This is a genomic window from Streptomyces sp. NPDC047022 (assembly GCF_040644155.1).
Taxonomy (GTDB): Bacteria; Actinomycetota; Actinomycetes; order Streptomycetales; family Streptomycetaceae; genus Streptomyces.
In genome coordinates, this window is sequence record NZ_JBEYVV010000001.1 from 738,365 (window position 1) to 749,413 (window position 11,049).

Genomic DNA, 11,049 nt, shown 5'->3' on the forward strand with positions numbered 1-11,049 from the left:
ACCACGGGGAAGACACGGGGTAGGGGAATCATGGTCGCGTTCCACGCATCCGCGCTGGACGGAGTCGCCCGCAATCCGGCGCTGCCGATACCGCTGCTGCTGCGCTTGCTCGCCCCCGACGGCGGCGACGACGGTCCGCGCCGTCACGCCCTCCAGCGAGCCGGACTCCCCGAGCCGGCCGTCGCGGTGATCCTGGCCCACCCGGACCCGGGCGTCCGGATCGACTTCGCGATGAGCACCAGGGCCGAGCCTGCGCAGCGGGCCCGGCTCGCGGACGACCCCTCCCCCGAGGTGCGGGCTGCTCTCGCGTACGGACCCGAGAGGCGCGTCCCGCGTACGACCGTCGCGCCGCTGCCGGACGCCGTGTGCGCCCGCTTGCTCGACGACCCTGACCCTTCGGTAAGGGCGGCCCTGCTGGACTCGCCCCATCTGGTGCCGTCGTTCGTGGCCTCGCTGGCTACGCACCACGATCCGGCGGCGCGCCGGGGTGCGGTGCGTGCGTGGGAGATCCTGCCGCCGGGCGAGCGTTCGGCGCTCCTGGCCGACCCCGACCCCGAGGTGCGGCGGGCCGCCGCGCTGTGGGAGTGCAGACAGGACGCACGCGTCACCGCCGAACTCCTCCGGGATCCGGAGTCCGCCGCCGAGGCGCTGCGCCGCGGGCTCCTCCTTCGCGCCGACGCCGAACGGTGCGTCGCCGAGCGGACGCACCTGGCCGCCCTCGCCGAGAACCCGTCGCTGCCCACCGACCTCGTGGAGCGGCTCGCCGTCGACCCCGACGAGGCCGTACGGCTCGCGGTCTCCCTCAGGCCTGAACTGGGCGAGACGCGGCGCATGGCGATCGACTTCACGGTGGGGGACTTCGCCAGGGGGGACGTGGAGTGGGTACGGGACGGGCTCGCCGACCCCGACGTGCTGCGTCGGGCCGCGGCCTCCGCCCATCCGCTGCTCCGGCGCACCGCCGCCCAGAGCCCCCACCTGCCGCCCGGCCTTCTGCACCTGCTCGCACGCGCCGAGGACCCCCTGGTGGAGGACCTCTTGAGCGTGCACCACCCCGACACCCCGGAGGAGGTCCTGATGCGTGTGTACGCGCGGCTCGGCGGGACGTTCTCCGCCTGGATGGCGGAGACGCACCCCCGCTTTCCCCGCGGGGGTCTCGCCGCGCGCTACGCGGATCACCCGGACGGGAACTACCGTCGGCTGGCCGTCCGGGACCCGGCCGCCACGCCCGCACTGATCGAACGGCTCAGCCATGACCCCGCAGTCTGGACGCGCCAGGCGGCGGCCTCCGACCCGCGCCTCCCGCTCCACCGGCTCCGCGAGGTCCTTCACGTCCCTGAACTGGCCTCCAGCGCGGGTGCCAACCCCGCGCTCCCCGAGGACGAGATGGGCGGCGTCCTGGACCGGGCCGGCGTTCCGGCCTGACCACCGAGCGGAACCGCCCCGCGCTGCGGAGAGCGTGGGCTCTCACGACTCCCTCAGGCCCCCGGCATCCCCGTTCTCGGAGGAGACAGCGCTGAGCGAAGGTGCCTGCGGGAACTTACGCCGAGCTTGGCGAATACGTTGCCGAGGTGCCACTCCACCGTGCGAGGGCTGATGAACAACTGTGCGGCGATCTCCGAGTTGGTGTGGTCTCCGGCCAGCCTGGCGATCTGGGCTTCCTGGCTGGTGAGTTCGGCGTCGGCGCCTGGCGTTCGCTTGCGCACGGTTTCTCCCGTTGCCAGCAGCTCCCTGCGGGCGCGTTCGGCGAAGCCGCCGGCTCCGAACCGGCTGAATGCCTCGTGGGCGCAGCGTAGTTGAGCGCGGCTCTCCTGACGGCGGTTCCGGCGGCGCAGCCACTCGCCGTACAGCAGGCGCGCACGGGCCAGTTGGACGACGATGCGGCAGTGTCCGAGACGCTCGATCGCCTCCCGGTAGAGCGCGTCGGCGGCCTGATCGTCGCTCAGCAACGCGCGCGAACAGGCCGCCGTGCCCAACGCCCACTCGGTGCCGGTCGCACGCGTACGCTCGGTGAGCTCGTCCAGTGCCGCCTCGCCGGACTGCGGCTGCCCGCTGCGGACGGCCGCCTCTATGAGTTCGGCGAGCGACCACCCGAAGAAGCCCAGGTCCTCGTACTGGCATGCGCGCGTCGCGGCTGCCAGCGCGGCGTCGTAGCGGCCCAGTCCGTTGTAGAGCACTGCGGTCGCGTACTCGGCCAGGCTGAGAACGCGTCCCTCACCTCTGGCACGCACCTCTTCGATGCTGGTCTCGATGAGGTCCAGTGCCGGGGACGCGTGTCCTCGCCAGGCGGCGAGAATCAGGGATGTGTACATCATCGGTACGCCGCCCACCGCCTCCGAGATCGCCGTGGCCTCGTCGATCAGAGCCTCAGCCGTGTCGAATTCGCCGGCATGGACGTGGGAGCACGCCTGGTAGGTCAGCGTCATCGGGAGGACGGTGAGCACCCCCGCCTCGCGGGCGAGGCCGGCTGCGCCCAGCGCCATCTCGTGCCACGCGTCGTCGTCCCACAGCTCCGGTGCGAGAGGCTCGGGTGCCACCCGGAACGCCAGCCACAACCAGCGTCTCTCCGCCTCCGTCGCACCGGCTCTCTGCTCCTGCCGGACGACGTGCATTGCATGCCTGAGGGCGGCGACTCCGGCGACGTAGCCATCAAGGATCCGGCCGACGATGCTGTCCAGAAGAACGTCCACCGTCCGCGGCGGTGTCCTGGCCGGGGGTCCGGCGCGGGCCGCCTCGGCCACCTCCCGCAGCCCGGGTCCTTCGCCCAGGCGGCCGGCGAAACTCGCCGCGCCGAGCGCCTCCAGGAAGGTGTCACGGGCAAGGGCGGCGTCGAGCGGTGCCAGCCGTTGTGCGGCATCGAGCAGGAGCCGGGGCGCTGCGCTGCCGCGCACCTGGGAGAACACCAGCCGGGCGCGCAGCCGCTCGAGTCGGGCGCGCTGAAGGCCGTCGAGCGGGCCGGCCTCCGCGATGGCCAGCAGGGACTGGGCCTGGTCGGCACCGCCCGCGTCGATGTGGGCCTGAGCGGCGGCCAGTGCACGGCTGACTCTGCGTGCGGCATCGGGGGTCAGTTCCGTCGCCTGCTGCAGGAACGAGGCCGCGGCAGCGATTCCTCCCCTGCCCTGGGCCCGACCGGCCGAGAGCTCCAGGTCAACGGCAACGCCCTCGTCAGGCCGGTCGGTGGCGTGAGCGAGATGCCACGCCTTGCGATCAGGATCAAGGTGGGGATCGGTGGCCTCTGCCAGCGCCCGGTGCGCCGCCCGACGCCCCGGCGCGGACGCCCCCCGGTAGACGGCCGAGCGCACCAGGGGGTGGTGGAATCGCACCCTGGTACCGAACTCGACCAGTCCCGCGGTCTCGGCCGACGCTGCGGCATCAACCGGTATTCCCTGCAGAACGGCTGCGCGCCACAACAGATCCGCGTCTCCGGTCGGCTCGGCCGCGGCAGTCAGCAGAAGACGCCGGCTGTCCACCGGAAGCGTTCGGAACTGCTGGTGAAAGGCACTTTCGATGCGGCTTGCCAGGGGACGCCTGCCGGGCAACCAGAAGCCACCCGCCAGCTCGGCGGGTGCCAGCGCGTGTGGCAGTTGCAGCAGGGCCATCGGGTTGCCGTGCGTCTCGGCGACGATCCGGTCCCGTACCAGCGGGTCGAGTGGGACGCGGACCGCCGAGGCCAGCAGAGCACGCGCATCGTGCTCGTTCAGGCCCTCGACGATCAGCTCCGGCAGACCGGCCAGCTCACGACCGTCGTCGGAATCCCGCAGGGCGAAGATCAAGGCTGTCGATTCGGCGACCAACCGCCTGGCCACGAATGCCAGCACCTGCAGGGACTCCTCATCCAGCCACTGCGCATCATCGACGAGGCAGGCGAGTGGCCCGTCCTCGGCGGCGCCGGACAGCAGACCGAGCACGGCCAGACCCACCAGGAACCGATTCGGTGCCTCACCCTTCTGTAGTCCGAGCGCGACGGACAGTGCATCGCGCTGCGGATCAGGCAGCCGGTGGAGCCTGCCCAGCACGGGTGCGCAAAGTTGGTGAAGGCTCGCGAAGGGAAGCTCCATCTCCCACTCGATGCCCGCCATGGCGAGGGTGCGGAACCCGACGGCCTGGCCGACCGCGTGGTCCAGCAACGCGGTCTTGCCGATCCCGGCTTCACCACGCAGGACCAGGACCGCACTATTGCCCGCCCGGGCTGTGGCCAGTGCCCGCTCCAGCGCCGCCAGCTCCTGGTCGCGCCCCCGTAGCGCGATCTGAGAATCCATGGACGGTACACCCATAGGTCGATCTTCCTGGAACGCGGCTTTGACTTACTTTGACGCGCTGTTTCGACCGTATTCCCTTTTGGACGCTTTCAGTAGTTGTACGCGGATCGGCCCGCCCCCGGGGTTCGGCCACGGGCACACCCCGGGGGTTTCCCTGGGGCGAAGCACGCAGACCCGGACCACTGTGGACGAGCCGGCGGCAGAGGGTCGCCGACATTGCAAGGAGTACCCCCCACATGTCTGACACTTCCGCATCGACGACTGTCCGCCCGTTCACGTTCGAATTCCCCGAGGCGGAGCTCCAGGACCTGCGTGCGCGCATCGAGGCGACGCGCTTCCCCGAGAAGGAGACCGTCGACGATCAGTCCCAGGGCACCCAGCTCGCCACCGTCAAGGAGCTGGCGCGCTACTGGGCGACCGAGTACGACTGGCGCAAGGTCGAGGCGCGACTGAACTCCTACCCGCAGTTCATCACCGAGATCGACGGCCTGGACATCCATTTCATCCATGTCCGCTCGAAGCACGAGAACGCGCTGCCGGTGATCGTCACGCACGGCTGGCCGGGTTCGGTCATCGAACAGCTGAAGATCATCGAGCCGCTCACGAACCCGACGGCCCACGGTGGTGACGTCTCGGACGCCTTCCACGTGGTGATCCCGTCGATGCCCGGCTACGGCTTCTCCGGCAAGCCGACCACGTCCGGCTGGGGCCCCGAGCGTATCGCCCGCGCCTGGGGCGAGCTGATGAAGCGCCTGGGCTACACCAGGTACGTCGCACAGGGCGGCGACTGGGGCGCCGTCGTCACCGACCTCATGGGCGTCCAGGAGCCCGAGGGCCTGGTCGGCATCCACACCAACATGCCCAAGGTGATTCCGCCCGCCGTCGAGCAGGCCATCATCGCCGGCAACCCGCTCCCGTCCGACGTCGTCCTCGCCGACGACGAGCAAAGGCGCGCCGTCGAGCAGCTGGACTTCGTCTACCGGCACGTCTACTACGCCTACATGATGGCCTCGCGCCCGCAGTCCCTCACGGCGCTCGCGGACTCCCCCGTCGGCCTGGCCGCCTTTCTGCTCGACCACGACAAGGCCAGCCTGGAGCTGATCACCCGGTCCTTCAACGGAGTGAGTGAGGGCCTGACGCGGGACGACGTCCTGGACAACATCACGCTCTTCTGGCTGACGAACACGGCGATCTCCGCGGCCCGCCTCTACGCGGAGAACACGACTCCGTTCTTCGGTTCGAAGGGCGTCGAACTCCCGGTTGCCGTGAGCGTCTTCCCCGACGAGCTCTACCAGGCCCCCAAGAGCTGGTCGGAGCAGGCGTACCCGAACCTCGTCCACTACAACAGGCTGCCCAAGGGCGGACACTTCGCCGCCTGGGAGCAGCCGGAGCTCTTCGTCGGGGAACTCCGCGCGGGCTTCCGGTCACTTCGATAGTCAACCGTGTCCCGGCCGCCTGCACGGGCGACGGCCGGAGGGGCGGCCCACACCTGGAGGGCACAACGAGGGCACAACAGCGTCACACGGGTTCAACGGCAACCAGCGCCGACAAACGCCGTTTTGCCTGGTCAGTGACTTAGCTCGACAGTCTCCCCAGATGATGCTGAAGAGGCGGCACCCCCGCACAGGGTGTGCCGCCCTCCCCCTGAGCTGGGAACTTGGCATTCCCTGTGCCCCAGAGGGCACTCTCAGGGCACATCGTTCAGGGCTGCCTCCATCATGTCGGCGGTCTCATCCGCCTCCGCCTCCCATAGATGGGTGTAGACGTTCAGCGTGATCGATGGCTTAGCGTGACCGAGGCGTATCTGCACTTTCTTCGGCGTCGCCCCATTCTTGATCAGGACCGAGGCATAGAAGTGCCGCAGATCGTGAAGCGTCGTGTCGTCGGGGACTCGGGCCTTGCTGCCGGACTTCTCCAGGTATGCGTTCGCCCGCGCGACGTTCCGGCCCCACACTTTCGCCCAGCTCCCACGCCGAATCGCTCCGCCGGTCTCGCTGGTGTACAGCAAGCGAGCCCGGCGCCACACGGGCTTCCTCAGGTTCGTCCGGTCCTCGATGTGCACGACCTGCGGCGGGAACTCTTTGCGGTGTCGTGTGATCTCGTCTACGACCGAAGCCCCTTGAGGAACAGACCGGTAGCTCTGGTTGGTCTTCGGCTCCCCGAGGTACGGCACTCCTTTGTCGGGGCCGATCAACTGCTGTTTGACCGTCACAGTCTGGGCAGGCTCTTCGTCCTCCAGCCCGAACAGCTCACCCTGCCGCAGCCCCGTCGACGCGGCTTGCCTCACCAGGGCGCGGTACCGAAGAGACGCGGTCACGATGAGCGCCCTCACTGCCTCCGGGGCGAGCGGGTGAACCTCTGGATAGAAGACCTCAGGGGGTTTCAGCCCCTCCCATGGGTACTTCGGGATGATCCCCTCTTGGTGGGCCATCTTCAGGATGCTGGTGCAGACATTCCAAGGTGTCGCGAAGGTCGACGGAGCAATGACCGCAGACCTTTCCTTGATCCACCTCTGTCCGTCTGCACGCTGAATCCGGCCGATCTCCCGATTGCCGAACATCGGGTAGATGTGGAGCCGTAGAGCCCGCTCAACGTTCGTCTGGGTCCGCTCGCGGTGTATGGCCGTCTCCTGCCAGCGTTCAGCAATGGCTCTGAACTTCTGCTTGCCCAACTCCCGGTTCACGAACGTGCTGTCATCAAGTTGAGCCGTCACCTTGGCAGCTCGGGATTCCGCAGCAGTCTTCTTCCCGAAGTTCTCCTTGCACTGCTTGCCAGCCAAGTCCCGGTAGCGCACCTGCCAGCGTTGCCCTGTGCCGTGCTCGGTGCTGGGATACACCGTTTGAGTCTTGCTGCTGTGCGCCTTGCACGGCTCGGCGTCGGCCGACGGGCGGGACAGGTGCCAGCGGTCATACACGTCAGCCATCAGTTCCCCTCCCCCGTAAAACAAGCCGAGTCAGCCATGAGGTGGCGTTCTTTCTGGTGGGCGTTGCTGTTTCGGTCATGCTGCGCGTCGGCCTCCGATCTCTTCGGCGTCGTACATGTCGAGCGCTTGGGCGTCGTACAGAACATGTCGACCGCGCCTGATGAAGCACTGCGGGCCGGTTCCGGCGTAGCGCCAGTAGCGGACGGTTGCGGGCGATGTGCGGTATCGCTCGGCGACTTCCGCGGTCGTCAGGTACTTCTTCATGACGTCCTTCCTGTGGCTAGCGACTGCTCGCGCAGTCACCGCCTCGGAGCTGACTTCCTGAGCGAGTGGCGCCGCACAAACCGCAAAATCCGCAGAAACAGCAAGGATGGCCGCTGACCTGCGGCGATGCGGTGGTGTCTGTGTCGGCGTGGGCGCCCCGCAAAAATCCGCGATATTCCGCAAAAATCAGCGGCGCCGCGCGGACAGCTCGGGCCGGTGGGACGAGGCCGGGATTTTTGCGGAATATTGCGGGATTGTGCGGCGGGACCTGTCGCGAGGTGACGCGGGGTCGCGCCGCAGGTCAGCGGGCATGCCGAGGGTTATTGCGGATTTTGCGGTTAATGCGGGAGGGAGTGGACGGTCTCGGAGCTAGTGCCCGACGTCACGCAAGGCGGGGTGCACCTGCATGCGGGGAGCCGGTGGGCGTCCGCGCTTGCCGGTTCGCTCGGGCTGGTAGGACCGCAGGTATCCGTGGTCTTCCAGCAGCGCGAGGGCGGGTTCCAGGTCGGCGACGGTCGGCACATCGCTGCGGGACAGGACGCTGAAGACGTCCCGTCGGCTAACGTCCTCCCATCCATTGTCCCTCAGTGCTTCGAGCACGCTGCGGGCGCGGGACACGACCGGGTCGGCGCCCATGGCGTCGAACACGGCGAGGGCGTGGGCGGTGTAGTACTCCCCCAGCTCGATGGCCGCGCGCATGGTGGCCTCGGCGACGGGGTGGGCGTAGCCGTTGCCGCCGTGTTCGGCGAGGTGCAGCAGTGCGGCCATGCGGGCGGTCGCTCCGACGAGTTTCCCGGCCCAATCGGTGATGTGGCCCAGTTTCCCGCCGCGCGTCTTGAGCCAGGGTTCCACCCGTTCCTGATAGGCGATCAGGGCTGCATCCGCCTCGGGCGAGAGCTGGATGACGGCCGGGTCGATCCACTCCGCGAGCGCCAAGGTGAGTTCGATGATCCGGGCGGTGTAGGTGGCGGCCGTCTGTTCGGGGACTGGGTCGGTGATGACCTTCCGCTCGCCGACCGTCGACACCGGCAGCGAGTACAGGAAACGGCCCAGTAGGCCGCGCCCTTTGGCGCCCTTGATCCTGCCGATGGCTTCCAGTACCTCCGGCTGTACGGCCAGTCCCATGGTCAGGGCGGGGGCGTCGATGTACTCGCGGCGGGTCTGCCGGTTCACCCTCATGCGTCCTCCGGCATGGCCCTTGAGGAAGACTTCCATGTTGGGGGCACCCGAGGAGTACCGGCCGGCGATGATGTCGAAGATTCCTCCCTCGTCGCTCATCACCGACAGCCGGCCTCCCTGTTCGGCAATGAGCGAGGTGACCGCCTCCGGGGTGGCGTCGTCGGCCAAGAGCACGGGTTCGGCCGGCACGGTAAGCGTGTCGACGGTCTGCGCGAGGCCGATAGCGGTGGCCACGATCTCATCGCGCTTGTCGGCGTCGGCGGACGCGGCTTTGGCGGCGGCCTTGTCCGCTGACTCCTTCGCCATCCGCGCCGTCAGCTCAGCTTCAACAATGACCGGCCGCATCGCCGTCTTGAGCTGCTTCTCAGCCTCGTACAGAGGGTTGGTCAGCAGGGTGAAGACGGCTGTCTTGCGGTTGCCGGGCGGGAGCGCGACCACCGTGTAGAGGTTGGTGGGCTCACGCCAGTTCCCGCGTACGTGGACCACCGACCGGCCGCCGGCCGCCGTGGCGAGCACCGCGAGGGCGATCGACCCCGCGAGGTCCACGGGGGTCTGCGTCTCTTCCGCGACGGCCGCCACGAACTCCCCCAACCACGCGGGGAAGACTTGGTCGGGGAACGGCGGACGACGGCGCTGCCCGGTGAGGGGAATGGGGTCCTCCCACACGTCCGGTACCGCGTCGTCCTCGCCTGGCGGTTCTTCTCGCAGGGTGGGCAGTCCGGCCCACAGGTCGGGGCTGTCCACAGGCTGTGGAGTCATGAGGCCGCCCTCCCTTCGGCGGTGGCGGTATGCGGGCAAATGCCCACGCGAACGCGGGCGGTCAGCCTGATGACGGCGGCACGGCCCCGGACGTGTTCGTGATGCCCGCAGGCACAGAGCCAGTCCGCGACCGGGAGGCCCTCGCACTGGATCTGAAGACCCGGGGTGCCCTCCCGGCTCAGGGAAGGACACCATCACCGCTGAGCTCACCCGGCTACGGCCTGAGTTCGCGCTCTTCGAGCGGCTCAAGGCCGGGCCCGGCCGTACGACCGGGTACCGGCTCACAACGCCGGACCACATTGAGGAGCTGTCCCGTGCCGGGGAACTCCTCTACAGGAACGCCCGATACGACGCTGAGTACGCCATCGACCGGCAGGGCGTCGCGGCCCTGGTCGAGGATGGCCGCGTACCTGTGCTCCACATGGGCCAGGTCGTCGGCGCCACGGCCGTGGCGGCCTTCCCTCTGCACTGGGTTCGGGTGCTCCTGTGGTGCCCTCTGGCCACCACGGAGTCGCGTTCCATCGGCCGCGGAGACAAGGACGTCGATGCCCGCGTGAAGGTCTGGCACGAGACCCGGGAAGACCTGTTGGCGCACGAAGCCGAGCCGTGGACTCTCGCCCTCCGGACCGACGCGCTTAGCCCAAGCGAGTCGGCCCGCGCCATCGTCGAAGCGCTCTCGCAGGGTGCGCCGGCCCAACCCCGGAACATTCGGGAGCTTGTCGGGTGTCGGTTCTTGGCATCCTGCATCCGGGCAGCATGGGCGCCGCCGTCGCCGCTCAGGCACGGCGGTCCGGCGCAGAGGTTCTCTGGTGCTCCGACGGACGCAGCCCGGAAACGATGCACCGAGCCGAGCAGTACGGGCTATCGGCCGTTGGTGGGCTCTCCGAGATGGCTGACCGAGCGGACGTCATCCTGAGCCTGTGCCCGCCCGCTGCCGCGGAGGACGTTGCGCGTTCCGTCGCCGCATGCTCGTACTCCGGAACGTACGTCGACGGGAACGCTGTCTCCCCGCGACGATGACGAGGATCAGCAACATCATGCGGCCGTCCGGGGCGACGGTCGTTGACGGCTCCGTGATCGGTTCGCCGCCGTCGGCTTCGAAGAGCCCGCGCCTGTACCTCTCGGGGCCGAGCGAGGTTCTGCCGAGGGTGGCCACGCTCTTCGCCGGGAGCGCCGTCCGGGCGCGGCCTCTAGACGGCGACGTCGGGCAGGCATCGGCCCTGAAGCTGTCATACAGCAGTTACCAGAAGGCGAGCCGCGTCCTCGCAGCCGTCGCATACGCGCTCGCCAGCGACTACGGGGTGGAGGCGGAGCTACTCGACATCGCTCAGGGGCGTACGACCAGCTACCTGGCGGAGACGGGCTACTTCCCCAAGGTCGCGGCTCGGTCTTGGCGTTGGGGTCCCGAGATGAGGGAGGCCGCGCTCGCGCTCGAAGAGGCCGGCTTGCCCTCTGAGCTGGCCGTCGCTGCCTCCGCAGTCATGGAGCACTGGGAGGGTCTCAAGGACGCCTCGCCCGCGCTCGCTCAGGTACTCGCGGAGCTACACGCTGCCCCACCCGGCGGGCCGGTCTAAGACGTCGTCTCATTTGGTGAGTCGGCGGTAGCAGATGAGGGTGCAGGCGATGCTGGTGAAGGCCAGGAAGTGCTCGGCTTTGCGTTCGTAGCGG

General features: G+C 68.9%; 9 protein-coding genes. 4 read left to right on the top strand and 5 right to left on the bottom strand.

Translation table 11 applies throughout. The features are described 5' to 3' along the window. Window positions 1-30: 30 nt before the first annotated feature. Window positions 31-1,422, top strand: coding sequence for a Mucin-2 (locus ABZ845_RS03310; protein ID WP_360972356.1), 1,392 nt, complete (start codon window positions 31-33; stop codon window positions 1,420-1,422). A 53-nt stretch (window positions 1,423-1,475) separates the two neighbouring features. On the opposite strand, the gene ABZ845_RS03315 is transcribed toward ABZ845_RS03310, so the two are convergent. Beyond that, window positions 1,476-4,256 carry an AAA family ATPase gene (locus ABZ845_RS03315; RefSeq protein WP_360972358.1) on the bottom strand — a complete coding sequence of 927 codons (2,781 nt, stop codon included), beginning with the start codon at window positions 4,254-4,256 and terminating at the stop codon, window positions 1,476-1,478. A gap of 236 nt (window positions 4,257-4,492) precedes the next feature. Between ABZ845_RS03315 and ABZ845_RS03320 the strand changes: the two genes are divergently transcribed. Continuing rightward, a complete protein-coding gene (locus tag ABZ845_RS03320) occupies window positions 4,493-5,692 on the top strand; it encodes an epoxide hydrolase family protein (protein ID WP_360972360.1) in 1,200 nt (399 codons plus the stop codon). 251 nt (window positions 5,693-5,943) lie between these two features. Here the strand turns inward: ABZ845_RS03320 and ABZ845_RS03325 are convergent, their stop codons facing one another. The 4 genes from ABZ845_RS03325 to ABZ845_RS03340 all read right to left on the bottom strand — a co-directional run bounded on the left by ABZ845_RS03325 (window position 5,944) and on the right by ABZ845_RS03340 (window position 9,850). Continuing rightward, window positions 5,944-7,179, bottom strand: coding sequence for a tyrosine-type recombinase/integrase (locus tag ABZ845_RS03325; RefSeq protein WP_360972362.1), 1,236 nt, complete (start codon window positions 7,177-7,179; stop codon window positions 5,944-5,946). A 75-nt stretch (window positions 7,180-7,254) separates the two neighbouring features. Further along, complete coding sequence (locus tag ABZ845_RS03330) at window positions 7,255-7,443, bottom strand: helix-turn-helix domain-containing protein (RefSeq protein ID WP_360972364.1); 189 nt, start codon at window positions 7,441-7,443, stop codon at window positions 7,255-7,257. Window positions 7,444-7,812: 369 nt separating this feature from the next. After that, window positions 7,813-9,366: a YfjI family protein gene (locus tag ABZ845_RS03335; RefSeq protein WP_360972468.1), complete on the bottom strand. Its 1,554-nt coding sequence runs from the start codon at window positions 9,364-9,366 to the stop codon at window positions 7,813-7,815. A gap of 229 nt (window positions 9,367-9,595) precedes the next feature. Then, a complete protein-coding gene (locus ABZ845_RS03340) occupies window positions 9,596-9,850 on the bottom strand; it encodes a hypothetical protein (protein WP_360972366.1) in 255 nt (84 codons plus the stop codon). A 287-nt stretch (window positions 9,851-10,137) separates the two neighbouring features. On the opposite strand from ABZ845_RS03340, the gene ABZ845_RS03345 reads away from it, so the two are divergent. Beyond that, window positions 10,138-10,401, top strand: a complete 264-nt coding sequence (locus ABZ845_RS03345; protein WP_360972470.1) for an NAD(P)-binding domain-containing protein — start codon at window positions 10,138-10,140, stop codon at window positions 10,399-10,401. Next, window positions 10,347-10,955 (top strand): DUF1932 domain-containing protein, encoded by a 609-nt coding sequence (locus tag ABZ845_RS03350; protein WP_360972368.1) that lies wholly within the window; start codon window positions 10,347-10,349, stop codon window positions 10,953-10,955. Before ABZ845_RS03345 ends, ABZ845_RS03350 begins: the two co-directional genes overlap by 55 nt. Window positions 10,956-11,049 lie beyond the last annotated feature (94 nt).

What these genes read in the sequence shown, in the direction of transcription:
- ABZ845_RS03310 (WP_360972356.1), top strand. Translation starts at nt 31, where the DNA reads ATGGTCGCGTTCCACGCATCCGCGCTGGACGGAGTCGCCCGCAATCCG.
- ABZ845_RS03315 (WP_360972358.1), bottom strand. Translation starts at nt 4,256, where the DNA reads ATGGATTCTCAGATCGCGCTACGGGGGCGCGACCAGGAGCTGGCGGCG.
- ABZ845_RS03320 (WP_360972360.1), top strand. Translation starts at nt 4,493, where the DNA reads ATGTCTGACACTTCCGCATCGACGACTGTCCGCCCGTTCACGTTCGAA.
- ABZ845_RS03325 (WP_360972362.1), bottom strand. Translation starts at nt 7,179, where the DNA reads ATGGCTGACGTGTATGACCGCTGGCACCTGTCCCGCCCGTCGGCCGAC.
- ABZ845_RS03330 (WP_360972364.1), bottom strand. Translation starts at nt 7,443, where the DNA reads ATGAAGAAGTACCTGACGACCGCGGAAGTCGCCGAGCGATACCGCACA.
- ABZ845_RS03345 (WP_360972470.1), top strand. Translation starts at nt 10,138, where the DNA reads ATGGGCGCCGCCGTCGCCGCTCAGGCACGGCGGTCCGGCGCAGAGGTT.
- ABZ845_RS03350 (WP_360972368.1), top strand. Translation starts at nt 10,347, where the DNA reads ATGCTCGTACTCCGGAACGTACGTCGACGGGAACGCTGTCTCCCCGCG.